Origin of the sequence: Alcanivorax sp. (genome assembly GCF_017794965.1) — a bacterium.
GTDB lineage: Bacteria > Pseudomonadota > Gammaproteobacteria > Pseudomonadales > Alcanivoracaceae > Alcanivorax.
Window position 1 is genome coordinate 2,831,693 of the sequence record NZ_CP051240.1, and the last position, 24,023, is coordinate 2,855,715.

At 59.1% G+C, this 24,023-nt stretch carries 23 protein-coding genes; 10 read left to right on the plus strand and 13 right to left on the minus strand.

The genetic code is table 11. From position 1 onward, the window contains the following. The first annotated feature begins 107 nt into the window (after positions 1-107). The 3 genes from HF945_RS12455 to HF945_RS12465 are packed head-to-tail and all read left to right on the plus strand — an operon-like array spanning position 108 to position 3,480. Positions 108-2,066, plus strand: coding sequence for a GMC family oxidoreductase (locus HF945_RS12455; RefSeq protein WP_290522917.1), 1,959 nt, complete (start codon positions 108-110; stop codon positions 2,064-2,066). Beyond that, positions 2,063-2,503, plus strand: a complete 441-nt coding sequence (locus tag HF945_RS12460; protein WP_290522918.1) for a hypothetical protein — start codon at positions 2,063-2,065, stop codon at positions 2,501-2,503. The genes HF945_RS12455 and HF945_RS12460 overlap by 4 nt, the downstream gene beginning before the upstream one ends. Further along, positions 2,503-3,480, plus strand: coding sequence for a hypothetical protein (locus HF945_RS12465; protein WP_290522919.1), 978 nt, complete (start codon positions 2,503-2,505; stop codon positions 3,478-3,480). The genes HF945_RS12460 and HF945_RS12465 overlap by 1 nt, the downstream gene beginning before the upstream one ends. Positions 3,481-3,559: 79 nt before the next feature. Here HF945_RS12465 and HF945_RS12470 read toward each other — a convergent pair whose 3' ends face one another. Together HF945_RS12470 and HF945_RS12475 are read right to left on the minus strand one after the other, a co-directional pair. Then, on the minus strand, positions 3,560-4,060 hold the full coding sequence (locus HF945_RS12470) for a nucleoside triphosphate pyrophosphohydrolase family protein (protein ID WP_290522920.1): 501 nt from the start codon (positions 4,058-4,060) through the stop codon (positions 3,560-3,562). Beyond that, on the minus strand, positions 4,041-5,012 hold the full coding sequence (locus HF945_RS12475; protein ID WP_290522921.1) for an alpha/beta hydrolase: 972 nt from the start codon (positions 5,010-5,012) through the stop codon (positions 4,041-4,043). Before HF945_RS12475 ends, HF945_RS12470 begins: the two co-directional genes overlap by 20 nt. Positions 5,013-5,184: 172 nt before the next feature. Between HF945_RS12475 and HF945_RS12480 the strand changes: the two genes are divergently transcribed. Both HF945_RS12480 and HF945_RS12485 read left to right on the plus strand, forming a co-directional pair. Further along, complete coding sequence (locus HF945_RS12480) at positions 5,185-6,678, plus strand: adenylate/guanylate cyclase domain-containing protein (RefSeq protein WP_290522922.1); 1,494 nt, start codon at positions 5,185-5,187, stop codon at positions 6,676-6,678. Next, entirely contained in the window at positions 6,662-7,678 is a 1,017-nt protein-coding gene (locus HF945_RS12485) for a hypothetical protein (protein WP_290522923.1), read from the plus strand. Before HF945_RS12480 ends, HF945_RS12485 begins: the two co-directional genes overlap by 17 nt. 379 nt (positions 7,679-8,057) lie before the next feature. Here the strand turns inward: HF945_RS12485 and gspD are convergent, their stop codons facing one another. From gspD to HF945_RS12510, 5 genes are all read right to left on the minus strand, one after another. Then, positions 8,058-10,130 (minus strand): type II secretion system secretin GspD, encoded by a 2,073-nt coding sequence (gene gspD, locus HF945_RS12490; protein ID WP_290522924.1) that lies wholly within the window; start codon positions 10,128-10,130, stop codon positions 8,058-8,060. 12 nt (positions 10,131-10,142) lie between these two features. Continuing rightward, positions 10,143-10,997, minus strand: coding sequence for a type II secretion system protein N (locus HF945_RS12495; RefSeq protein ID WP_290522925.1), 855 nt, complete (start codon positions 10,995-10,997; stop codon positions 10,143-10,145). A 132-nt stretch (positions 10,998-11,129) separates the two neighbouring features. Then, positions 11,130-11,861, minus strand: a complete 732-nt coding sequence (gene gspN, locus HF945_RS12500; RefSeq protein ID WP_290522926.1) for a type II secretion system protein N — start codon at positions 11,859-11,861, stop codon at positions 11,130-11,132. 9 nt (positions 11,862-11,870) lie between these two features. Beyond that, on the minus strand, positions 11,871-12,392 hold the full coding sequence (ssb, locus tag HF945_RS12505) for a single-stranded DNA-binding protein (protein WP_290522927.1): 522 nt from the start codon (positions 12,390-12,392) through the stop codon (positions 11,871-11,873). 96 nt (positions 12,393-12,488) lie between these two features. Continuing rightward, positions 12,489-13,856: an MFS transporter gene (locus HF945_RS12510; protein WP_290522928.1), complete on the minus strand. Its 1,368-nt coding sequence runs from the start codon at positions 13,854-13,856 to the stop codon at positions 12,489-12,491. Positions 13,857-14,192: 336 nt separating this feature from the next. Between HF945_RS12510 and HF945_RS12515 the strand changes: the two genes are divergently transcribed. The 5 genes from HF945_RS12515 to HF945_RS12535 all read left to right on the plus strand — a co-directional run bounded on the left by HF945_RS12515 (position 14,193) and on the right by HF945_RS12535 (position 20,485). Then, a complete protein-coding gene (locus HF945_RS12515) occupies positions 14,193-14,843 on the plus strand; it encodes a response regulator transcription factor (protein WP_290522929.1) in 651 nt (216 codons plus the stop codon). 119 nt (positions 14,844-14,962) lie between these two features. Further along, positions 14,963-17,788: an excinuclease ABC subunit UvrA gene (gene uvrA / locus HF945_RS12520; protein WP_290522930.1), complete on the plus strand. Its 2,826-nt coding sequence runs from the start codon at positions 14,963-14,965 to the stop codon at positions 17,786-17,788. Position 17,789: 1 nt separating this feature from the next. Then, the gene (locus tag HF945_RS12525) at positions 17,790-18,590 is read left to right on the plus strand and encodes a hypothetical protein (RefSeq protein ID WP_290522931.1); all 801 of its coding nucleotides are present in this window, start codon (positions 17,790-17,792) and stop codon (positions 18,588-18,590) included. Positions 18,591-18,703: 113 nt separating this feature from the next. Next, positions 18,704-19,969 (plus strand): glycerophosphodiester phosphodiesterase family protein, encoded by a 1,266-nt coding sequence (locus tag HF945_RS12530; protein WP_290522932.1) that lies wholly within the window; start codon positions 18,704-18,706, stop codon positions 19,967-19,969. A 138-nt stretch (positions 19,970-20,107) separates the two neighbouring features. Continuing rightward, a complete protein-coding gene (locus tag HF945_RS12535; RefSeq protein WP_290522933.1) occupies positions 20,108-20,485 on the plus strand; it encodes a hypothetical protein in 378 nt (125 codons plus the stop codon). 9 nt (positions 20,486-20,494) lie between these two features. On the opposite strand, the gene HF945_RS12540 is transcribed toward HF945_RS12535, so the two are convergent. The 6 genes from HF945_RS12540 to rpsM form a co-directional block, all read right to left on the minus strand. Continuing rightward, complete coding sequence (locus tag HF945_RS12540) at positions 20,495-20,830, minus strand: DOPA 4,5-dioxygenase family protein (protein ID WP_290522934.1); 336 nt, start codon at positions 20,828-20,830, stop codon at positions 20,495-20,497. 199 nt (positions 20,831-21,029) lie between these two features. Continuing rightward, a complete protein-coding gene (gene rplQ / locus HF945_RS12545; RefSeq protein ID WP_290522935.1) occupies positions 21,030-21,413 on the minus strand; it encodes a 50S ribosomal protein L17 in 384 nt (127 codons plus the stop codon). 50 nt (positions 21,414-21,463) lie between these two features. Next, positions 21,464-22,471: a DNA-directed RNA polymerase subunit alpha gene (gene rpoA, locus HF945_RS12550; protein ID WP_246974353.1), complete on the minus strand. Its 1,008-nt coding sequence runs from the start codon at positions 22,469-22,471 to the stop codon at positions 21,464-21,466. Positions 22,472-22,491: 20 nt separating this feature from the next. Beyond that, positions 22,492-23,118, minus strand: a complete 627-nt coding sequence (rpsD, locus tag HF945_RS12555; protein ID WP_022986473.1) for a 30S ribosomal protein S4 — start codon at positions 23,116-23,118, stop codon at positions 22,492-22,494. Positions 23,119-23,134: 16 nt separating this feature from the next. Continuing rightward, the gene (gene rpsK, locus HF945_RS12560; RefSeq protein WP_161316869.1) at positions 23,135-23,533 is read right to left on the minus strand and encodes a 30S ribosomal protein S11; all 399 of its coding nucleotides are present in this window, start codon (positions 23,531-23,533) and stop codon (positions 23,135-23,137) included. 35 nt (positions 23,534-23,568) lie between these two features. Further along, positions 23,569-23,925: a 30S ribosomal protein S13 gene (rpsM, locus tag HF945_RS12565; RefSeq protein WP_161316867.1), complete on the minus strand. Its 357-nt coding sequence runs from the start codon at positions 23,923-23,925 to the stop codon at positions 23,569-23,571. Positions 23,926-24,023 lie beyond the last annotated feature (98 nt).

The following is a 24,023-nucleotide window of genomic DNA, read 5'->3' on the forward strand; positions in this document are numbered from 1 at the left end:
GGCCGCCTTGACTCAGGTCAGTTTTTCCCCGGTTTGCCCGAAACCACCCTTTTCCAGGGTTGCCGCAGTCAAGTCCTGCGCCAGTCCACACTTCTATACTGGCAGGCATGAAAACAACAACGCTTCGTCAACACCCGGTGGCCATTGCCCTGTGCCATACCCTGTTCCCGGCGGGCAAGACCTTGCCGGCGGCCAATGTGGATGAGCTACTCACCACCCTGGAGCAACAACTGCAGCACCACCCTCACCTGCGGCGTAGCCTGTTTGCCGGACTTGCCTGGCTGGATCAGCGCCATCGCCTGCTCAACGGTCGTGCCTTCCGCAACGCCCACCCCGCACAGCAACGTCGTTTTATTGACAAACTGGCGGGCACTCCGGTTTCCGGCAAGCTGTTGCGTGTGCTGTGTCTGCCCTTCAAGGCGGTTTACCTGCTTGATGAGGCGGTTGCCGAGGCCACCGACTGCCGTCCGCCGGTCCAGGTGCCCGCCCAGATCGAACGCTTCCGCTGGCAACAACAGATCTGTGCAGCTGCAGACTGTGAAGAAGACCAGCACCTGGAAGCGGATGTGGTGGTTATCGGCAGCGGCGCCGGCGGAGCAGCCGCCGCCTATGAACTGGCCTGTCGCGGGCTGGCGGTAGTGATTCTGGAAGAAGGCGAGTATCTGGACCGGCGGGACTTCACCGGCAAACTCAGCGATGTGATCCCCAGGCTTTATCGCAGCAATGGCGCCACCGTTGCCACCGGCAATGCGGTTATCCCGGTACCAGCAGGCTGCAATGTGGGCGGCACCACCACTATCAATTCCGGCACCTGTATGCGAACGCCGCAGGCAGTACTGGATGCCTGGCAAGCCCGGGGGCTGGGACAGTTTGATGAAGACAACATGGCACCCTGGTTCGAGCAGGTGGAAGCCATGCTCAAAGTTCAGCAGGCCAGCGCAGAGGCTGTCGGCCCCATTGGCGAGATCATCGACCGCGGCGCTGCCATCAACGGCTTTCAACAACGCCACCGGCTGATGCGCAACGCGGAGGGCTGCGACGGCCAGGGGCTTTGCCAGTTCGGCTGCCCCACCGATGCCAAGCAATCGACCAACGTGAGCTATATCCCCCGCGCCCTGGAAAGGGGTGCCTTCCTGTTCTGCGGGTTCCGTGCCGATCGCCTGCAGCGTCAGGGCAACACCATTACCGGCGTGGTTGCCACCGGCCGCAACCAACAGGGCCATAAGGTGCGCCTCACTCTTCAGGCACGCCATGTGGTCGTTGCCATGGGCACCCTGTTCACTCCACAGTTCCTCAAACAACAGGGCATCCGCAATCGTCATCTGGGTCGCCATCTGACCCTGCACCCCGCCGGCGTGGTCAACGCCCTGTTCCCGGAACAGCCCCTGGGCAACAGTCGCAGCATTCCCCAGGGCTTTGGTGTGGCCGATCTGGCCGAACAGGGATTGATGTTCGAAGGCGGTACTGTGCCCCTGGCCGGCCACGGCCTGCTCAACAACCTCTACGGTCAGCAATGGATCAACCACGCGGAAAACTACCCCCACACCGCCTACTTCGGCTTCATGATCCGTGACACCAGCGAAGGGCGCGTCTTGCGGGGCCCAAGCCGCGGCCTGCCCCTGATTCGCTACCACATGAACCGGCATGACTTCCGCCTGTTCCTGCGCGGCATTGAGACCCTGGCTAACTGGTACTTCGATGCCGGCGCCAAAGAGGTGCAGATTCCCGGCCCGAACCACATTGAAACCCTCACCAGCAAACAGGCGCTGGCCCGTTTCATGAGGCAGCGCCACAAACCCGGCGACTTTCTGATCACCGCCTACCACCCATTGGGCACCGCCCGACTGGGCGCCAATGCCGAGCAAGGTGTCTGTGATCCGCAACATCAGGTGTACGGTTATCAAGGGCTATCCGTCATGGACGGTGCCTGCATACCTTCCAGTCTGGGGGCCAATCCCCAGATCACCATCATGGCCCTGGCCAGCCGCGCGGCCAGCCAGCTGGCCGAACGGTTACTGGCCGACAGCCAGCCACAAACTGCCACCCCACAAGGAGAATGCGCATGAGTCTGGGATTACTACTGAAAGAACGCATGAGCGGCTGGTTGCAGCTGGAGAATGAACCCCGTCAGACCTTCGCGTTCGAGATTCGCGCCTTCACCACCCAGGTGTTCAGCCTGTCCGCCCCACGCTACTTTCAGGGCATGGTGACCCTCGGCAACCAGACCCTGCCCTGCGAGGGGGAGCTGACCATTCTCCTTTCCGGCCCCCATTACTGGCTGACCTTTGACCACCCCTCTCTGGGCCGGGTCCGTGCCGAAGGCAAAAAGCACTACGGTCGCAATGGCCTGATCGCCTCCCTGATTACCTGCCCGCTGACGCTCACCCGGGACCGCCAGCCCATCGGCACGGCGGAGGTGGCATACCGGGACAGCATGCTGGCCTTCCCGTTCCGGGCCCTGCGCCTGGTCAGGGAAGACAAGGCCTACGGGAGCCTGAGCTGATGATTCCCTTCTACGGCCTGCAGGCCCCCGCCCGCGGCGGACACTATGAATCCTGGTTTGTCCGCGCCAACCACCCTACTCGCCCCCTGGCCCTGTGGATCCGCTACACCCTGTTTCGTGCCGCCGACGCTCGCCCGGCCCTGGGGGAAGTGTGGGCCATCTGGTTTGATGGTGAGCAACAGCGCACCGTCGCCGCCAAGCAGGAGTTTCCGCTCAGCGACTGCCGCTTCGCTACCGACAGCATGGCGGTGAATGCCGGCGACAACCAGCTGCGCCCCGGCCAGCTCAGCGGCCAGCTCCAGCACCGTGAACAGAGCCTGCAATGGGATCTGTACTACGATGACGGTGAAGACACCCTGCTGTTTTTACCGGAATCGTTCTATCGACGCCCCCTGCCAAAAGCCAAGTCTCTGGTCAGCCGTCCCATGATCCGGCTGCACGGCACTCTCAACGTCAATGGTGAAACAATCCGGCTGGATGGCTGGCGAGGCAGCGAGAACCACAATTGGGGAAGCCAGCATACTGACCGCTATGCCTGGGGGCAGGTAGCAGGGTTTGATGACGCCCCGGAAGCCTTTCTGGAATGCGCCACGGCACAGATCAAACTCGGACCACTGTACAGCCCGAGGCTGTCCATCGCTGCCCTGAGCCTGGACGGACAACGCTTCCTCTTCAATCAACTGGGCACCGCACTGAAAGCCCGGGCACGGTACCGCCCCTTCCAGTGGACCCTGGACACCGCCAACCGGGACGCGCAGCTACAGATCAGGATGGAGACGAGCAAGGAACGGGTAGCCGCCCTGACCTATTACAACCCTCCGGGGGGCAACAAGATCTGCCTGAACAGCAAGCTGGCCACCGTCACTGCCACCCTTAAACAAACAGGCAAGCCTGAACGAGTTCTGCGCAGCCGCCATGGCGGGGCTTTCGAGATTCTTACTGACACCTTGCCGGCGGGGATGGAATTACAGGTATAGGTACGAGTTTCGAGTTTCGAAGATCAAAACACAGGCTTTGAACGCTGCAACGGTTTTGCCTTTCGCTACTCGAAACTCCTCACTCGCAACTGGGCTTGTTTCCCTGCGCTGCCAGAACGTCTTCCAGGGACGGCGGAGAATAGTCCGGCCCTTTGAGCACCTTGCCACGCTCATCCTTCACTGGCTTGCCGTCCGCGCCCAACTTGCTCATGTTGCTGCGGTGCACTTCCTCACAGGTCGCATTCAGATCGATGCCGAAGGTATGGCCTGCGCCGTAAGTCACATAGTTGATATCGGTCAGCGCATCCGCCACACCCACCAGATCCACGTCGAAGTGGCTCAGCCCTTCAAGCTGCTCCCGGGCGGCCTCCAGCGTATTCAAAAACGCCTGCTGGGCGGCATTCGGGGACTGACAGGTTGCTTCCGCCAGCTCATGAAATTCTTCCAGCAACAGGGCGAGTCGCAGGCGCACGGTGCGGTCATCCGGGACCACCGGCCGCGACTCCACCGGCAGTGAAAAGCAACGATGAAACTCCCCTACGCGATGAAAATTACTGCGTTCACTCGGCGCTTTTGCCATTCACTTCCTCCAGAAAGGCGAGAATTTCCCGGTTCACTTCCGACGCCTGCTCCATCTGAATCCAGTGACCGCACTGGTCAAGCAGCACGGTGCGCAGGTCAGGCACATAGTCCGGCATGCGCTGCAGGGCTTTCTGGTTGAACATCAGCACCGGATCCTGCAAGCCGCCAATGAACAGCACCGGCATACCCAGCTGCCAGCTGTCATCCTCCCGACTCTCCGCCCAGGACAGATCCATGGCCCGATACCAGTTGATCGGGCCGGTGAAACCACTGTCCTCGTAGCGTTCGGTGTAGTAATCCAGATCTTCCTGGCGCATCCAGCGCGGCGGCGTCTCCGGCGCCTGCATGGAATCCAGCAACCCGCTATCGTTCTTGCCCACGCGGTACTCCGCAATTCCGTCGGCGGATAAGCAGTGGAAGATCTTGCGCAGGGAGTCGCGCACGTTCTTCTCCAATTCCTGCTCAGGCAACGCCGGCTGCTGGAAGTAAAGCATGTAGAAGAAATGATCGCCGAACACCCTCTTCATGGCCTCAGTGGGCGCCTCCGGCGCAGGGCCGCCATAGGGAATGGACATGCCAACCACTGCTGTAACAGTTTCAGGGTATTGCCTTGCCACCTGCCAGGCCAGCGCGCAACCCCAATCATGGCCCACCAGAATGACCTGGTCATGGCCCAGTGCTGTTATCAGTGATCGCACATCCTCCACCAACACAGACATGCGGTAATCATCCACCAAACGGGAACCGCCTGTCTGCCCAAACCCCCGCAGGTCGGGAGCCACAGCGTAATAACCGGACTGGGCCAGCATCGGCAATTGATAGCGCCAGGAGGCCCAGCATTCCGGGAACCCATGCAGGCACAAGACCAGTGGCTGGGCGCGCTCTCCGGCCTCTGCCACGAACATCTCCAACCCGTTGGCAACCACCTTGCGCTCTCGAATAAACGCCATACTCATTTCCTGGTTTGGGCGGGTGTAAAAACCAATTTACGGCTACTTACCCAGCACGACGAAAATGCTATTGTTAGCATACGAAACATGACTTATTACCATGAATTTGACAGCAAGACCTGCCGCAGGCAAGTCTGCATCAATCACGTTACGGCAATAACAGGGATGGACCGTGACTGAACCGACCGAACCAAAACAGACCGCGCGCACTCGCCTCGGCGAACTGCTGGCACCCTATGTGCCGGACTACTTCCCCGTTGCCTGGAAACTGGGGCTGTCCATTTCCCTGCTGATCCTTTGCGGGATGACCGTTCTGGGCACCCTGTTGCTCAACAACCAACTCAGCCGCATGCGCGACCAGGCGGATACCTTCGGAGTCGCCATTGCCCAGCAACTGGCCAACACGGCCCGTGAACCCATGCTGGCGGAAGACACCTTTCTGCTCAAGGTACAGCTCAACAACCTGACACGCAGTGAAAGTGTGCGTGGTGCTGCTCTGTTCGACCGCGATGGCAACCTGATCGACAAGGCCGGGATCCTGCCGCTGGCCGCCAGCCCTTTGCAGGAGCAGATCAAGCGCTGGGAACTGGAACGTGAGCCGGTCACCACCTATTACTACACCATCAAGGTTGGCGAGTCCGCCGCCGGCCATGTGGCCGTTTCCCTCTCGGACCGGCCTATCATGGCGGCCCGGGAAGCGGTGCAGGACACCATGATCACCGCCACACTGATCATGAGCGTCATCGCCATCATCGTGTCCTTCCTGATCAGCCGTCGGCTTGCACAGCCGATTCAGGATCTGCTCGCAGCCACCAGCGCCATGCGGCGCGGGGACCTCAACTACCGCATTCAGGATCGTCGTAACGACGAGATTGGCGGCCTGATCGAGGCCTACAACACCATGGCCCACGGTATGCTGGAAAAGGACCAGGTGGAAAAGGTGCTACAGCGCTTTGTCAGTCCGTCCGTGGCCCGCAACATGATGGCGGATCTGGACCAGGTACAACTGGGCGGCCGGGATGTGCAGGCCACCGTGGTCTTTGCGGATATTGTGGGCTTCACCCGCCTTTCTGAAAGCCTGTCGCCGGAAGCCATCGCCGACATGCTCAACGTCTATTTCGATGCCATCACCACCGCAACCGGCTTTTACCGGGGCACCATCGACAAATACATGGGTGACTGTGCCATGATTGTGTTCGGTGTGCCGGAGAAGGACGACGAGCACCTGTTCCATGGTCTTTGCTGTGCGGTAATGATCCAGCGCCTGGTGGAGCGTCTCAACGAGTATCGCCGAGCCCACCACCAGACCACCGTGGAGTTTCGTATCGGCATCAATTCCGGTGCCATGCTGGCCGGCAATCTGGGCTCCCGTGACCGCATGCAATACACCGTGGTCGGCGACGCGGTGAATCTGGCGTCACGGCTTTCCAACATGGCCGCCGGCAATGAAATCATTGCCGCCGCGCCACTGCTGTCCAACCCCAACATTGGTTCTCGGGTACGCGCCACCGAATACGGCGCCATGCGTATCCGTGGCAAGTCGGAGCCGGTGCGTACCTTCCGTATCGACGGGGTGCATGCCCTCTCTGAAACCCTGATGGAACAGCGTATCGCCCAGTTCCTGGCCAACCTGAACACGGAGCAGCAACGTGCACAAGGCGAGTAGCCTGCTGTTGGCCGCTTCCCTGATCAGTGGTTGTGCCAGCCTCGGCAACCCGGAACAGGATGTGATCGCAGCACTGGATGAACAGGATTATGCCCGCGCCATTCAGGTCATCAACGAGACCCCTGAAAGCCACGATCAGTATCCGTTATTGCAGGAACAATACGCCGGCATCCTGCAAGCCAGTGAGGAATACCGACAGCATCTGATGCAGGAAGCCGAAGCGTACGGGCGTCGGCAGCAGTGGGCGGACGCCTTTGCCTTGCTGGAAGCAAACCGTAGCAAGGTGGTCGCCCCCTATGCCATTGACGAGCTCACCGCCTCTCTGGCCATTCTCGAGGGCCGCCAGCTCAATGAACTGTTGGCCGACCGTCGTTCCGCCCAGGCACAGGCCATGCTGAAAAGCACCCAGCTTTCAGACACCCTGGCCAGCTTCCATGACCCTCGCGCGGTAGAAGAGAAGCAGCGACTGGATGCGGAATTTGAAAGACTGAGGAGCGACCTCACCCGGCTGGGCGAATACTTTGCCGAACAGCAGAAATGGACCCAGGCCAGGGACCTGCTGCGTTACGCCCACCAACTGGCACCGGATCAGCCGCCGTCACCGCAACTGGCCAGGGCTCAACAGGTTCTCAATAACGCCGATCAGCGCGCCCGAGCCAAACGCAATCAGGCCCTGCAAACGGAAGCCGAACAATTGATGGCCCGCTATCAGCGCGACGGCACCATGGATTCCCTGCTGGCAGCACGTCACTTTCTGGACAAGCACAAGGGCAATCCCACCCTGGATCAGCATCGCGACCGCCTGGAACAATGGTCTCGCCGCCGCTTCAATGAGGAAATGAATACCGGCGAAGCCCTCTATGCCCGCGGGCAATACAAGGAGGCTTATCGCATCTGGAAGCAACTGGCACCGCTCTACCCCAACGACGAAGAACTCAACAAGAAACTGGAACGCAGCCGCCGGGTACTCTCCAATTTGAAAAGCCTGCAACAATCGTGAACAGAGACGCATCATGCTGCATGCCTGATGCCTGATGCAAAAAGGCCCGCCCGGGTTACCGGGCGGGCCTTTTTGCATCAATAAAACACTCGCTATACCCCGCGTAGGAGCTCAGCTTGCCTGAGCGATCCGAGCCTAAGCGAGGCAAGGATTCCAGAAGCGCATCTCGAAACTGATTACCTCGCTGTCGCTCGGATCGCGGTCGAACGACGGTTATTCGCTACGCTCACCCTTCGGGCCGCACTGCGTGCGTGACTCCGCTTCGCTACGTTCCTACAGCGGCTTCGTAGAGAGCTGAAAATCAAGCGCAGCGCGTAGCTCAGCCCATAAAAAAACGCGCCCTTGTGGCGCGTTTTTTTATGGGAGGGGAGGCGGCTGCTTACGGTTCGCTTTGCGCCTCTTCCCCCGCGTCCGCTTCTACGGCTTCGGGTTTCAGTTCACCGTTACTCTGGTCCGCATCGTAGGCATCACGGAAGGCCTGATCCACGGGGGCACGGCCCTCGAAGACCTTGTCCACCTGCGGGGGCAGCGGATGCTTGACCACCTGCTCCAGCTCACCGTCATCATTCACCTCAAACTGCAGCGCGGTGATGCCCATGTATTTCTCGCGGCTCATCTTCACCAGACGCGCATTGTCGGCCAGGATCGTCGGACGCAAGAACACCATCAGGTTGCTCTTCTGACGGGAGTTACTGGTGGAGCGGAACAGAAAGCCCAGCAGCGGAATATCGCCCAGTATCGGCACCTTACGTACCACCTTGCGAATGTCATCCTTGATCAGGCCGCCCAAAGCAATGGTTTCCCCATCATCCGCCAGCACCGTACTCTGCAGCTTGCGGGTGGTGGTCACGATATCCACCGCCTCACCGGACGACTCCTTCACTGCAGAATTTTCCTGCTCCAGCTCCAGGCGGATGGTGGACATACCGGCCACATGGGGGGTGACTTTCAGGGTCAGACCCACGTCTTCACGCTGAATGGTGGTGAACGGGTTGGACACCCCGGAACCCGTGCTGGTGCTCTGGCCGGTCACGAAAGGCACATTCTCACCCACGATGATGGACGCTTCTTCGTTATCCAGGGTGAGAATGCTGGGCGTGGACAGCAGGTTCACATCAGTGGAAGAGGCCAGTGCCTGCATCAGGGCGCCCCACTTCAAGTCACCATTGGCATCCGTCTCACCTACCCCGAACGCCAGGCCATCCCCCAGGGACAGACCGGAAGGATCGTCGGTGGCCAGCGCCTGCAGGATGGAGTTCACGCTCAAACCTGCATTATTGAAGTTCACCGCGCCGACTCCGGACTCGTCACTGCCAGCCACATACTGGAAGCCCAGCGACTTGGCGTTCTCTCCGGTCACTTCCACGATCGCTGCTTCAATCAGAATCTGGGCACGCCGCACGTCAAGCTGACTGATGATGGACTGCAGCTCCTTCATCATGCCCGGCTCGGCACGGATCACCAGCGCATTGAGGGACTCGTCCGCCTGAATGGAAACCTTGCTGGAAGAAGAGGACGACACCGTCGACTTGCCATCGGCACCCGGCTTGGCGGCAGAGGCGCCGTCAGCAAAGTTCTTGAGAATCTCCGCCAGGGTCTTGGCATCACCGTGGGTCAGGCGCACCACATTGACACCACTGCTGGCACTGTCCGGTGTATCCAGGCTGCGCACCATACGAGCCATGCGCTCACGGGTAATCCGGTCGCCCTTGATGATCAAGCGGTTTGTGCGTTCGTCCGCCACCACGGTTACCGCCCCCTCCTTGGCCTTGGAGCGACGGGATGCTGTTTGCGGCGTCAGCGACTCCAGCATCTTTACCATGTCACCGGCAAAGGCATGCTCGAGCTTGATGACCATGACATCTTCGGACTCGGCATTATCCAGATTGGCAATAATCGCTTCCATGCGACGAATGTTGTCCAGGTGATCACTGATGATCAGGGCATTGGCCGACCCCACCGCAGCCAGATGGCCATACTGCGGCACCAGCGGACGCAATACCGGCACCAGCTCTTCCACGGGTGAGTTTTCCACGGCGATCACGCGAGTGACCAGTTCTTCGCCGGTACCCTGACCTTTCTCCACCAGCGGCAGGTTGCTTTGCTTGGCCGTGGTATTGGGAACAATCTTGATAATGTCGCCAGCGGGAACGGCGGCATAGCCGTGAACCTGCAATACTGACAGGAACAACTCATAGACCTCGTCGGCAGACAGTGCCTTGGTAGACACCACCGTCACATCGCGAGCCCGAACCCGGGGATCCACCACGAAATTCTTGCCGGTCATGTCAGCGATCTGACTGATGAAGGCCTGAATGTCCGCGTTGCGAATATTCACTGTCCAGCTCTTGCCGTCATCGCTGGCCTTCACCTGGGCCTGGGCTGGCAGCACGGCCACTGACAAAAGCGCCGCGAGCAGAATGTTAAGCACTGAGGCTCTGAAAATGGACATTAGTAACACCATCTAGGGCGGATAATTCACAGTAAATTGCTGGTCACCACGCTGCACCACAATCGTGGCCTGCTGGGTCTGCTTGAAAGACTCCAGTGCAGCAATGTCGCCGTCTTCGGTTCCCAGGCCGTGACCGTTCACGGAGAGAATCACATCATCAGTCTTCAGTCCCACCTGACTGATCAGCTGTTTGGGAGCCCGCTTGCCCAGCTTGTAGCCTTGGTTTGATCCCTGGGAGACCGGAGTCAGTGCAAGCTGGCTGATGATGGTCTTGCGCTGGCGCGCCATATCATCGGGGCCACCTTCCTGCACCACTGGCGACGGGCTCTGCCTTGACCGGGCCGGCGGTGAGACTTCACTGACGCCCCCCAGAGCAGTATCAGACCAGCGCAAGGCTTCCAGTCGCCCCGCTCGGCGTAGAATCACACGATCCGGATAGACTTCCTCAAGGCTGGCATTGCCCGGAATACTGTCACCAATGTGATACAGCTCCCCTTCCTTGCCTTTCTCGGCAATGATGGCACTGGACAATTCCGGTACCGGACTCTGGAACACCCCCAGCAGTTCAAGACGGAGCCGGGTTTCGGGCGCGTCGGTGGGCGTGTCATCCTTGGGTGCCGCGACCGCCTGGTATTCACCAAACAGCTGCCAGCCATCCACCTGATTCTGGGAAAGGCTATCGCTCTGGCGAGCACCGGAAACCTGCAGGCGGGTACGATCGGATTCGGGAATCGGCTGATTGGGGCCGTACATCAGCAGCCAGACGGTTTCCGCCAGCAGCCAGGCCAGCGCAACCACCAGTACCACGGCGATCACCCCGCGAACCGGTTTGCCCCACTTACCCATTTCTGACAACTGCGACTTCACGCTCCCGCTCTTCCTTATCGTTATATCTTCGTCGCGGCGACAACCGGCATCAACGGATTGAAAAGATACCGGATCCGAAAAGCAATTTATTGCTGTGTCGTGTTACCGACAACAGGAATTTCTTTACAGGATTCAGCCACCACCCAGGGCAAAGGGCTGGGACATCTGGAAAACCACATCATCCGCACTCCCACCCTGACTGACACCCAGCAGCTGTGGCCAGGCACGCAATACCGCCAGCTTAAAGCGCCCATCCGCCAGGCTGGCATTCATCAGAGACTGCCCCTGCGGATCACTAACCTGCAAGGTGGGAACCTGCCCTTCCATACTGACCTTGCCCTGCAGCACCGGGACGGTGGCCGAGCCGTTATTCCCCCAGGTCACCGTACCCCCACTGTATTGTAGCGTAGCACGGGCATCTTCAACCTGACCGGAGGACACGACCAGCGACATGATAGTGGCGTCTACCCGGCCATCCGCATTACCTTGGGGAATGCGCTCGGCAACCAGAGCCACCGGCACCGCCAGCCGCAATTGCGATACAGACCAGTCCGCCTGACCGGTACCACCCAGCCAGCCACTGATACGGGCGTCGTCACCCGCGGTAGTGCGCGCAGCGATGTGCATGCCCGGTGTCAGGCCCTGCCAATCCAGCCGCCAGTCAAGAACACCCTGCAGCTGCTGCCAGCGCCAGTTGACCTGTCCCTGCCACCAGGGCCCGCGGGGGGAGTGCAGCATCAGCGGCGCGCCACCGGGACGCAGGGCTGGCACCCGTTCCACCAGCACTGCCGCCGGCATCAACACCACCAGAAAGACTATCAGGCTGACCACAAAGCACAGGGCCAGTATCCACTTGCGAGGCATCAGACCGCCTTAGAACGGAATGTCGTCATCAAAGTCGTCTGCCGGGCCACTGAAGCCGCCGCCCTGGTTCTGGTTGGACTGGGGCGCATTGCCACCCCCGCCACCACCAAAGTTGTCGTTGCCATAACCGCCCTGGTTGCCGCCGCCCTGATTACCCTGGGGAGCAAAACCACCGCCCTGGCCACCGCCATCACCACGGCCATCGAGCATCTGCATTTCGTTGGCGACAATCTCGGTGGTATAGCGGTCCTGTCCATCCTGGCCCTGCCATTTGCGGGTGCGGATGGAGCCTTCAATGTAAACCTTGGAGCCTTTCTTCAGGTATTCGCCGGCAATTTCACCCAGCTTGTTGAAAAACACCACCCGGTGCCATTCCGTGCGTTCCTGCATCTGGCCGCTCTGACGATCTTTCCAGGATTCACTGGTGGCCAGACGAACATTGGTGACCGCACCACCACTGGGCATGAAACGGGTTTCCGGATCCGCACCCAGATTACCAATCAGAATTACCTTGTTAACGCCGCGCGCCATTGTTTCTCTCCGTGACTCTCATGGTCAGTATTCAGGGAACACCCAGGATTTGTGTCCCCGGCTTCATCTCGGAAGCAGGGCAAGTTCGCTATTGTGTCAGCTTTGCGCTACCGCGGCGAGTCCCTGCAACCGGCCCTCATCAAACGAGCCAGTATCAATCTTCAGCAGCACCATGGCCTGGGTTTCCACCACGACCACTTCCTCCACACCCGGCACCTGGTGCAGACGCTGACTCAGCGCCAGCCAGTCCTGCCCAGGCTGCAGATGCAGCACCCGGTTCTCCAGACGGGGCAACTCCTGCATGCCGCTCAACACCAGCAACCAGACCACCGCCAGCACCATGCAACCATAGAACACCGCCTCCGGGCCCAGCCACTGATACAGTGCGCCGCCCAACTGCCCGCCAACAAACACCCCCATAAACTGGGAGCTGGAATACACCCCCATGGCCGTCCCGCGGGTACCCGCAGGTGCCGCCCTGCCGACCAGTGAGGGTAGCAGGGCCTCGAGCAGGTTGAAGGCGGCAAAGAACACCAGCAAGGCCACCACATAATGCCACAGCGCGGCATCCGCCAGAGCCAGCAACACCTGGGAAACCGCCAGCAGCACAATAGCCAGGCGCTTGACCGGGATCGCTCCCCGCCGCTCAGCCCGGATGACCAGCGGCACCATGGCAATAAAGCCCACCACCAGCACCGCCAGATACAGCAGGCTGTGGCTCTGCAAACTGAGGCCAAGGCGCTCGGAGAGCAGTGCCGGCACCACCACGAAAGACGCGGTCATGATCATGTGCAAGGTAAAAATACCCACATCAAAACGCAGCAATGTCTTACTCGCCAATACGCGACGGAAGCGTTCCCTGGCCGGCAAAAGCTCACCCTGATGGGCTTTGGGTGCCGGCACCACACAGGCCACCACCAGTGCCAGCGCCCCCAGCACGGAGGTTGCCCAGAAAAGACCTGACAACCCCAGCCAGGCCGCCAGCAGCGGCCCCAGAATCAGGGCAAGGATGAAGGACCCACCCACCGACATGCCAATTAGCGCCATGGCCCGGGTGCGGTTCTTTTCGCTGACCACATCGCCAATCAGCGCCATGATCACACTGGCGATGGCGCCTGCGCCCTGCAGGGCACGCCCGGCAATCACGCCATAGATATGATCACTCAGGGCAGCCACCACCCCACCGGCGATGAACAGCAACAGACCGATCAGCAGCAACGGCCGGCGACCGAAGCGGTCCGACATCATTCCAAAAGGGATCTGCAAGAGAGCCTGCATCAGGCCATAGGCACCAATGGCAGTCCCGATCAGCAGCGGAGAGGCGCCTTCCAGTTCCTGCCCGTACACGGCGAAGATTGGCAGAATCATGAACAGGCCAAACATCCGCAGGGCAAAAATGGTGGCCATGTAACCGGTGGTTTTCAGCTCTGTGCGCTGCAGCGTCTGGGAAGAGGGTGCTGTCATTGAAACCTGGGTGCTCCTCACCACTCTGGCCTCGGGGCCAGTTATTAGGGGGCGGGCAGTGTAGCAGATTCCCGCCGGGGCGGGACATTATCACGCGCTCAGCCCCGCCTCCCACAAGGACAAGCCGGTCACAACAACACAAGAAAATTACCAATCTTGACGAAAACTGGCCCCGGTAAATTGAACCCCCGTCAAAGCGGTGATAAATTCACACGCTGGTAAGTTTTTTTTCTTAGGCTAACGCCTAGGGAGACCGTCATTGATCCTGCGCATACGTCACAGCACGCTGAACGCGCACAGGGCCCCTGAATCTCCCAAGCAGTCATGGACAGGACAATGAATACCCAACAACAAAGCCAGCAGGTCTACGTCGTCGGTGGCCAGCAGTTGCAGAATGCGCTGCTCACCGAATTTCTGGTCAAGGAAGACGTCGCTACCCACTCTATCCCCTCCGTGGCGGATATCACGGTGGAGACGCTGCGCACCAATGACCAGAACCTGTTTCTGGTGGATTACCACAGTGTGGACGTGAATGAAGTCATCGCTCATTTGCTGGAAGCAGACCAGGAAGTGGAAAACGATGTGCTGATTGCCGTGTTCAACGTGGACGATGAAGAATCCCTGTCCAAGCTGGCCGGCCTGCCCATGGTCAACGGCGGGTTCCAGTTCGATTGCCCGCAGGCCCTGCTGAGCAAGGGCATCAAGGCCATTTTCGATGGTGAGCTGTGGTTCCCCCGCGCGGTGCTGCAGACCTACCTGATGAAAAGCCGTACCTTCAACAAGACCTTCTCGCGCAGTGAGGTGAACCTCACCGACCGGGAAGTGGAAGTGCTCAAGGTCATGGCCACCGGCGCCAAAAACTCGGAAATCGCCAGCAGCCTCAACCTGAGCCCGCACACCATCAAGACTCACATCTACAACATCTTCAAGAAAATCAACGCCTCCAACCGCCTGCAAGCGGTGAACTGGGCGCAGGAAAACCTGTAAAGCGCCTGATGCACGACGCCTGCAGCCAGACGCGGGGTTTTCGCGTCCTGCATCTGGCGTCAAGCATCCAGCGTCCCTTATACTGCCCTGTTCATTTTGACAGTACTCAGGGGCAGTAGATGGATACCATTCTGGTTCGCGGGGCGCGCACCCATAACCTGAAGAACGTGGACCTGGATATTCCCCGGGACAAACTGGTGGTAATCACCGGCCTGTCCGGGTCGGGGAAGTCCTCGCTGGCGTTCGACACCCTCTATGCAGAAGGCCAGCGCCGCTACGTGGAGTCTCTCTCCACCTATGCCCGCCAGTTCCTGTCGATGATGGAAAAGCCCGATGTGGATCACATCGAAGGGCTCAGCCCGGCCATTTCCATCGAACAGAAGTCCACCAGTCATAACCCGCGCTCCACCGTGGGCACCATTACCGAGATCTACGACTACCTGCGCCTGCTGTTCGCCCGCGTCGGCGAGCCGCGCTGCCCGGAGCATGACACTCCGCTGGCTGCGCAGACCATCAGCCAGATGGTGGATCAGGTACTGGCCATGGAAGAAGGCAGCAAACTGATGCTGCTGGCCCCGGTGATTCGCGAAAAGAAAGGTGAACACCTGCATCTGTTCGAAGAACTGCGGGCCCAGGGCTTTATCCGAGTGCGGGTGGATGGCCGCATCTATGACATGGACGACACCCCGACCCTGGAAAAGAACAAGAAGCACACCATCGAAGTGGTGGTGGATCGCTTCAAGGTACGTGACGACCTGCAGAACCGGCTGGCCGAGTCTTTCGAAACCGCCCTGAACCTGGCGGATGACATTGCCATCATTGCGCCCATGGACGGCGACGGCGAGGAAACCACCTTCTCCGCCAAATTCGCCTGCTCCCACTGCGGCTACTCCATCCCTGAACTGGAGCCGCGCCTGTTCTCCTTCAACAATCCGGCCGGCGCCTGCCCCAGCTGTGACGGCCTGGGCATGAAGCAGTTCTTTGACGAGGACAAGGTGATCAACTCCGCCGAGCTCTCCCTGTCGGAAGGTGCTATCCGCGGCTGGGACCGCCGCAACGTTTACTACTTCCAGATGCTCAACTCCCTGTCACAGAGCATTGGCTTTGATATGGACCTGCCCTTCCAGGACCTGGACAAGGGCACCCGCAAGAAAATTCTCTACGGCACCGGCAAGGAAAGCATCGAGTTCCGCTACCTGAATGATCGCGGCGACATCATCAAGCGCAACCATCCCTTCGAAGGCATCATTCCGAATATGGAACGCCGCTACCGGGAAACCGAATCCGATGCGGTGCGCGAAGATCTGCTCAACTACATGTCCACTTCCAGCTGCCCCAGCTGTAACGGCTCCCGCCTGCGTGAAGCCGCCCGGCATGTGTTCATCGAGCAGACCACCCTGCCCGACGTGGTCCGCCTGGCAGTGGGCAAGGCGCATAACTATTTCAGTGAACTGAACCTGCCTGGCAGCAAGGGCGAGATCGCCGACAAGATCCTCAAGGAAATTCGTGACCGGCTGCAGTTTCTGGTCAACGTGGGCCTTGAATACCTGACTCTGGAACGCAGCGCGGAAACCCTGTCCGGGGGCGAAGCCCAGCGGATTCGCCTGGCCAGCCAGATCGGCGCCGGCCTGGTGGGCGTCATGTACGTGCTGGATGAACCCTCCATCGGCCTGCACCAGCGAGACAATGAGCGACTGCTCAACACCCTCACCCGGCTTCGCGATCTGGGCAATACCGTGCTGGTAGTGGAACATGACGAGGATGCAATTCGCCTTGCCGACCACGTCATTGATATCGGCCCCGGTGCCGGGGTTCATGGAGGCACCGTGGTCGCCCAGGGCACCGCAAAGCAGGTGTCAGACAACCCGGACTCCCTCACTGGCGACTATCTGTCTGGCCGCAAGCAGATTGCGGTGCCAAAGCAGCGGCGGCAGAACAAGGACGACAAGTGGCTGACCCTGCTGGGCGCCACCGGCAACAACCTCAAGGGACATCCACTGAACATCCCCGTGGGCCTGCTCACCTGCATTACCGGCGTGTCCGGCTCCGGCAAGTCCACCCTGATCAACAGCACTCTGTACCCGCTGGCCGCCACCAAACTGAACAAGGCCACGACCCTCAAGGCATCACCCTATGAGGCCATCGAGGGGCTGGAGCACTTCGACAAGGTGGTGGATATCGACCAGAGCCCCATCGGCCGCACCCCACGCTCCAACCCGGCCACTTATACCGGCATCTTCACGCCGGTGCGCGAACTGTTCGCCGGCACCCAGGAAGCCCGCGCCCGGGGCTACAAGCCGGGCCGCTTCAGCTTCAACGTCAAGGGTGGCCGCTGTGAAGCCTGTCAGGGCGACGGCGTCATCAAGGTGGAAATGCACTTCCTGCCGGATATCTACGTGCCCTGCGAAGTGTGCGAAGGCAAACGCTACAACCGGGAAACCCTGGAAATCCTCTACAAGGGCAAGAATATCTTCGAGGTGCTGGACCTGACCATCGAGGAAGGCCGCGAGTTCTTTGACGCGGTCCCCTCCCTGGCACGCAAGCTACAGACCCTGATGGACGTGGGGCTCAGCTATATCAAACTGGGCCAGGCCGCCACCACCCTGTCCGGCGGGGAAGCCCAGCGGGTGAAGCTGGCCAAGGAATTATCCCGTCGGGATACCGGCAGCACCCTCTACATTCTTGATGAGCCCACCACTGGCCTGCACTTCCAGGATATTCAACTCCTGCTGGACGTGCTCAACCGATTGGCAGACCACGGCAATACGGTAGCCGTGATTGAGCACAACCTGGATGTGATCAAGACCGCGGACTGGATTGTGGATCTGGGCCCGGAAGGCGGTGACGGTGGCGGCGAGATTATCGCCGAAGGCACCCCGGAAGAGGTGGCCAGGGAAAAGGGAAGTCATACCGGGCGTTTTCTGAAAACCATGATAGGCAAATAAAATGTGGCTATTCACCCGAACAGCCCTGGCTGTGACCTTGGCAGTCCTTCTCAGTGCATGCTCGAGATTCCAAAATCTGAGTGAGCATTTCAATTGCTCCGCAGAACATTGCCTGCGCACCTACCCCGCTGTGGATATTACTCAACAGGATTACGAGGCTTTTGACACCATTACCATTCTTCCTCCTGATCTTGCGATGGAAGAGAAAACGCTCAGTGGTGAGGTGACCGGCGCCACCAAGCGCACAGGCTACGGACAGGCATTACTGCTCGAACAGCTTACCCCTGTGGCCAAGAGTTATGAAATAGAAAGCCTTACTCTCACGATTGACGCCCCAATCGCCGATGCTATCTCACAACTTTACACCAAGGCCTGGGCGGACGATTTAAGCCCGCAACAGGTAAAAGAGTCGACGCCTTTTTTCGGTTTACCTGAACTGCCAGCCCCGGTGCAACAGGCGTCCCTTGGCCTTCCTGAATCATTGGCAAAATACCAGGATGGAAGCTGCTGTTATCTGCTTACCCGCTTTTCGGGCTGGCATCATACAGATGGCGCCAAGGCGGCCAAGATCACCTCAGCCGCGCTCTTCAGCACGTTTTCCGGAGGTAGTGGCTATGCTGGGAGTTTTGGCAGTGCAATCAGCGACATGGCCGTTGTTCGAAAAAGCGATGGAAAAGTGCTTTGGAGCGCACGGATGATTAGTGATGGCAGACCCAGACAACTGCGCATGACAGTCGCCGAGTTTTTTAGCTCTGTTTACAACGCCAACGTAATCCGCGAACAAGATCTTTCCAAACAGTGAACCAGAGGGAGATCACATTTTCATGGCCTGTCACCTGTTTGAATTATCCTGCCCACCTTAACGTCATCAATCAGCGACATGATCAGCCTAACCACTCGCTATGGAGGTTGATCATGAAACGGATCTGGGCACTACGAGGCGTTATCACTGCGGCTGCGCTGGCAGCGACCACCGTTGCCTGTGCCGGCAATAACACGAAGGCACCAAAAGGCACTGTGGAGCTGGGGCCTCGCCCCTTCTACCTCTTGACTGACATGGACGAGGGGCCGGTGAAACAGGTGTTGCAAGCCTGTGCACGCAACCCACGGCCCATGCAGCCCAGCGACTTCTCCATCGGCCATCGCGGAGCCCCCCTACAGTTCCCGGAACATACCGAAGAATCCTACCGCGCAGCTGCGCGTATGGGCGCCGGCATCCTGGAATGTGATGTGGCCTTCACCAAGGATCAAGAGCTGGTATGTCGCCATTCCCAGTGCGACCTGCACACCACCACCAATATCCTGGAAACAGACCTGGCCAGTCAGTGCAGCCAGCCCTTCAGCCCCTTTGATGGCAGCAACCCGGCCAGCGCGCAATGCTGCACCAGCGATATCACCCTGGCTGAGTTCAAGACCCTGAAAGGAAAAATGGATGGCGCCAACCCCCGGGCCACCACTGTGGAAGGCTATTTGCAGGGCACGCCACCGTACCGTACCGATCTCTACAGCGCCAGGGGCACCCTGCTCAGCCACCGTGAAAGCATTGCGCTGTTCCAGCAACTGGGCGTCAAGATGACCCCGGAACTCAAAACTCCGTCTGTCCCCATGCCCTGGCAGGGTACTTACACCCAGCAGGACTATGCCCATCAGTTGATTCAGGAATACCGGGACGCGGGCGTCCCGCCCCAACAGGTCTTTCCCCAGTCTTTCCTGCTGGAAGATGTGCGCTACTGGATTGACCATGAAGGCGCCTACGGCCGTCAGGCCGTTTATCTGGACGGTCGGGACAGCCAGGGACTGGATCCACAGAACCCCGGCACCTGGCAACCGGACATGGCCACTCTGGCCGGTTACGGGGTGAACATCATTGCCCCGCCACTATGGATGCTGGTCACCACTGATAGCCACAACCAGATTGTTCCCAGCCCCTATGCTGAAGCCGCACGTGCTGCAGACCTGGATGTGATCGCCTGGTCACTGGAGCGTTCCGGGCCACTCACGGGCGGCGGCGGCTGGTATTACCAGAGCGTGGCCCCGGCCATCGACAATGACGGCGACACTTTCACCTTGCTCGACGTGCTCGCCCGCCAGGTTGGGGTCATTGGTGTTTTCTCTGATTGGCCCGCCACAACCACCTTTTACGCCAACTGCCTGCAGCGATTTCGCAGCGCCTCAAAATAACCCATGGGTAGCACCAATCTGGCCGCCCTGCCCCCGCCCGGGGCAGCCAGGCTGGCCCTACGCCATATTTCGTAGTGGCACGATTTCTGCTTAAACCCTGTTATTCGCAATACACAGACTGGGTCTGAGGAGTATGTGATGAGTAACGCTACCGACCACCGTTGGTTAATGCAGTACAACATTGTCAATCTGGTCAACCAGTGTCGCCGTCTGATTCGTGCGGAGTTTGATGCCAACCTTTCTCTGACAGATCCGGAACTGCGCCACAAGCTGGCACACTATGCCGGACGAACCCGCTCCCAGGGAATGCAGCGTTTATACGGAGAGATCAGATTGGCTCTGATCGAACTGGAAGGGCCAGATGAACTCATAACCCCGGAAGAAGCGCTACCTGTGCGGTTCTATCGTGGTCAGCCGGTCGACATAGCCGAACACCGCAAGAAGCGCCCCGAACAAGAGGGAAAGTCGAAATCAGGCAAACCCCTCATGTATCGCGGGCGGGTCGTCGCCCAGTAAGGAGGCAGATCAGGCTGAGAATTGAAAGATACTCAGATCCAGTGGCTGGCTGTCCCCCAGCCACATCACCAACTCGGTGTGATCACGCAGATCATCGCCACTGAGTCCATGAATAAATATCGTCAAACCGTTACGACTGGCCATTAACCAGGGAATCACCTCACCAGCCAGTCGCCGTGGAATAGTGAGCTGACAGCTCCAGCGAGGATGCGGACCGACCCGCTTCCGGTGCATCTGCCCCATGGTCAGATCGAATTTCTGTCTTGCAGACTGGCACAGCGCAGCGGCCTGGCTGAAGGTGTCCGCGTCGTAATACACGTGCGCATGAAAACCCTTGATTGCCATAGACCTCCCCGCCCGTTGCGATATCTGAGAACCCGGACTGCCAGCGCATCTCCCCAGCCATCGCCAAAGAATGGAGCGAAAATGACACAACGCCTTCCACAAAGCCTCTGTATCAGCATAGTACAGCCGTGCGGGCTTGCAACAGACATAAAAAAACCGGGCCTTTGGCCCGGTTTTTTTGATCACTGCAACTCGGCGCTTATTCAGCGTCGGCGTCAGCAACCTCAGGACGGTCTACCAGCTCAACATAGGCCATCGGTGCGTTATCACCGGCACGGAAGCCCATTTTGAGGATACGCACGTAACCGCCAGGGCGGCTCTTGTAGCGCGGACCCAGCTCGTTGAACAGCTTGCCAACCACTTCCTTGGAACGGGTGCGGTTGAAAGCCAGACGACGGTTGGCTACGGAATCTTCCTTTGCCAGGGTGATCAGCGGCTCAGCCACACGACGCAGCTCTTTAGCCTTGGGCAGAGTGGTCTTGATCGCCCCGTGCTCCAGCAGAGACACGGCCATGTTACGGAACATCGCCTGACGATGAGAGCTGTTCCGATTCAGTTTTCTGCCGCTTTTGCGATGACGCATGATTCTGTTCCTATGTTCAGGGGCGCTTCACAGCGTCCACAACAACTAACTTAGCGCAATTTGGTGTTCAGCCGGTCGTCGTCACGAAGGCTGACCGGCGGCCAGTTCTCCAGACGCATACCCAGCGACAAGCCCTTGGAGGCCAGCACGTCCTTGATCTCGGTGAGAGACTTCTTACCCAGGTTCGGGGTCTTGAGAAGCTCTACCTCGGTACGCTGAACCAGATCGCCGATGTAGTAGATGTTCTCTGCCTTGAGACAGTTGGCAGAACGAACGGTCAGTTCCAGGTCATCTACCGGGCGCAGCAGGATCGGATCGATCTCTTCGCGCTCTTGCTTCGGCTCAGGCTTGGCGTCCTGTTCCAGATCCACGAATACCGCGATCTGCTGCTGCAGGATAGTCGCAGCGCGACGAATCGCTTCTTCCGGATCGATGGTACCGTCGGTTTCCAGATCGATAACCAGCTTATCCAGGTCGGTGCGCTGCTCAACACGGGCAGCTTCGACCACGTAGGCTACGCGACGAACCGGGCTGTAGCTGGCATCCAGCTGCAGACGGCCAATACCGCGAGTCTCGTCTTCATCAGTCTGACGGGAATCGGCAGCTTCGTAGCCACGACCCTTCTGCACTTTCAGCTTCACACGCAGTTCGGTGTCGCCGGTGATGGTGCAGATCAGGTGATCCGGGTTGACGATCTCAACACTGTGATCACGCTGAATGTCATCCGCAGTGACTGCCCCGGGGCCTTTCTTGACCAGTTCCAGGGTAGCTTCTTCGCGGTCTTCCATCTTCAAGGCTACGCCCTTGAGGTTCAGCAGGATGTTGATCACATCTTCCTGAACACCTTCGATGGAAGAGTATTCGTGTTGTACGCCCTCGATCTCCACTTCGGTGATCGCGCAGCCGGGCATGCTGGAGATCAGGATGCGACGCAGCGCAGTCCCCAGGGTGTGGCCAAAACCACGCTCCAGCGGTTCCAGAACCACCTTGGCGTGGGTCTGGTTGATCGCGTTTACAGCGATCGAGCGGGGCGTGAGAAACTCGTTCACGGCGGTCATAGAGATCCCTCAGGCAGTCCTTACTTGGAGTACAGCTCGACGATCAGGTTTTCGTTGATCTCGGCAGGCAGGTCGATACGCTCCGGCTTGGACTTGAAAGTCCCTTCCAGTTTCTTCTCGTCCACCTCAATCCACGGCACGAAACCACGCTGCTGAGCCAGTTCCATGGCGTTCTTCACGCGCAGCTGGTTCTTGGACTTCTCGCGAACGTTGATCACGTCACCCGGCTTCACCTGGTAGGAGGCCACATTGACGGACTGACCGTTAACCAGGATGGCACGGTGGGATACCAGCTGACGCGCTTCAGAGCGGGTAGAGCCGAAGCCCATGCGGTATACCACGTTATCCAGACGACCTTCCAGAAGCTGCAGCAGGACTTCGCCAGTTGCACCCTTGGAGGAAGCTGCCTTCTTGTAGTAGCTACGGAACTGCTTTTCCAGCACACCATAGGTACGACGAACTTTCTGCTTTTCGCGCAGCTGTACGCCGTAGTCGGAAAGACGACCCGGGCGACGACCGCCAGCAGCCTGACCCGGCGCCTGCTCAGCCTTACACTTGGAATCGAGCGGACGAATGCCACTCTTCAGGTACAGATCAGTGCCTTCACGACGGGAAAGCTTGCACTTGGGACCGATGTATCTTGCCATCTTGCTTTAACTCCCGTTACACGCGACGCTTTTTAGGCGGACGGCAACCGTTGTGCGGAATCGGCGTAACGTCCTCAATATGGGTAATCTTGTAGCCACAGCCATTCAGGGCACGAATGGAGGATTCGCGGCCCGGGCCAGGGCCCTTCACGCGAACTTCAAGATTCTTCAAACCGTAGTCCTTGGCAGCGTTACCCGCGTTCTCGGCAGCCACCTGGGCAGCGAACGGGGTGCTCTTGCGGGAACCACGGAAACCGGCACCACCGGAGGTCGCCCAGGACAGAGCGTTGCCCTGACGATCAGTAATGGTGATGATGGTGTTGTTGAAGGAAGCGTGCACGTGAGCGATGCCGTCCGCTACGCTGCGCGTTACCTTCTTGCGACGTGCGCCACTATCTTTCTTTGACTTAGCCATAATGCCTATCCAAATCCAGCCGCTGACGTTTCAGCTTACTTGCGAATCGGTTTACGCGGACCTTTACGGGTCCGAGCATTGGTTTTGGTGCGCTGACCGCGAAGCGGCAGGCCGCGACGATGGCGAATACCACGGTAACAACCGAGGTCCATCAGACGCTTGATGTTCATGTTGATTTCCCGGCGCAGGTCACCCTCGGTAGAGAACTTGGCAACTTCGCCACGAATGACGTCCAGCTGCTCACCGCTCAGGTCACGAACCTTTGCGGTTTCCTCAATACCGGCCGCGGCACAGATTTGCTGTGCACGGGTACGACCGACCCCGAAGATGTAGGTGAGTGAAATCACCGTGTGCTTATTTTCCGGGATGTTAACGCCTGCAATACGGGCCATCCGAATATCTCCGATTCACAAAACGGGTGCGCCAGGCTCTATGGCGCCGAAAGGCGGCAGAGTCTAGCGCTACGCCGACTGAATTTCAACCAAACACT

Excerpts from the sequence above, each read along its gene's own strand:
- HF945_RS12455 (WP_290522917.1), top strand. The coding sequence starts at position 108 with ATGAAAACAACAACGCTTCGTCAACACCCGGTGGCCATTGCCCTGTGC.
- HF945_RS12460 (WP_290522918.1), top strand. The coding sequence starts at position 2,063 with ATGAGTCTGGGATTACTACTGAAAGAACGCATGAGCGGCTGGTTGCAG.
- HF945_RS12465 (WP_290522919.1), top strand. The coding sequence starts at position 2,503 with ATGATTCCCTTCTACGGCCTGCAGGCCCCCGCCCGCGGCGGACACTAT.
- HF945_RS12470 (WP_290522920.1), bottom strand. The coding sequence starts at position 4,060 with ATGGCAAAAGCGCCGAGTGAACGCAGTAATTTTCATCGCGTAGGGGAG.
- HF945_RS12475 (WP_290522921.1), bottom strand. The coding sequence starts at position 5,012 with ATGGCGTTTATTCGAGAGCGCAAGGTGGTTGCCAACGGGTTGGAGATG.
- gspD (WP_290522924.1), bottom strand. The coding sequence starts at position 10,130 with ATGTCCATTTTCAGAGCCTCAGTGCTTAACATTCTGCTCGCGGCGCTT.
- gspN (WP_290522926.1), bottom strand. The coding sequence starts at position 11,861 with ATGCCTCGCAAGTGGATACTGGCCCTGTGCTTTGTGGTCAGCCTGATA.
- ssb (WP_290522927.1), bottom strand. The coding sequence starts at position 12,392 with ATGGCGCGCGGCGTTAACAAGGTAATTCTGATTGGTAATCTGGGTGCG.
- HF945_RS12510 (WP_290522928.1), bottom strand. The coding sequence starts at position 13,856 with ATGACAGCACCCTCTTCCCAGACGCTGCAGCGCACAGAGCTGAAAACC.
- HF945_RS12515 (WP_290522929.1), top strand. The coding sequence starts at position 14,193 with ATGAATACCCAACAACAAAGCCAGCAGGTCTACGTCGTCGGTGGCCAG.
- uvrA (WP_290522930.1), top strand. The coding sequence starts at position 14,963 with ATGGATACCATTCTGGTTCGCGGGGCGCGCACCCATAACCTGAAGAAC.
- HF945_RS12525 (WP_290522931.1), top strand. The coding sequence starts at position 17,790 with ATGTGGCTATTCACCCGAACAGCCCTGGCTGTGACCTTGGCAGTCCTT.
- HF945_RS12530 (WP_290522932.1), top strand. The coding sequence starts at position 18,704 with ATGAAACGGATCTGGGCACTACGAGGCGTTATCACTGCGGCTGCGCTG.
- HF945_RS12535 (WP_290522933.1), top strand. The coding sequence starts at position 20,108 with ATGAGTAACGCTACCGACCACCGTTGGTTAATGCAGTACAACATTGTC.
- HF945_RS12540 (WP_290522934.1), bottom strand. The coding sequence starts at position 20,830 with ATGGCAATCAAGGGTTTTCATGCGCACGTGTATTACGACGCGGACACC.
- rplQ (WP_290522935.1), bottom strand. The coding sequence starts at position 21,413 with ATGCGTCATCGCAAAAGCGGCAGAAAACTGAATCGGAACAGCTCTCAT.
- rpoA (WP_246974353.1), bottom strand. The coding sequence starts at position 22,471 with ATGACCGCCGTGAACGAGTTTCTCACGCCCCGCTCGATCGCTGTAAAC.
- rpsD (WP_022986473.1), bottom strand. The coding sequence starts at position 23,118 with ATGGCAAGATACATCGGTCCCAAGTGCAAGCTTTCCCGTCGTGAAGGC.
- rpsK (WP_161316869.1), bottom strand. The coding sequence starts at position 23,533 with ATGGCTAAGTCAAAGAAAGATAGTGGCGCACGTCGCAAGAAGGTAACG.
- rpsM (WP_161316867.1), bottom strand. The coding sequence starts at position 23,925 with ATGGCCCGTATTGCAGGCGTTAACATCCCGGAAAATAAGCACACGGTG.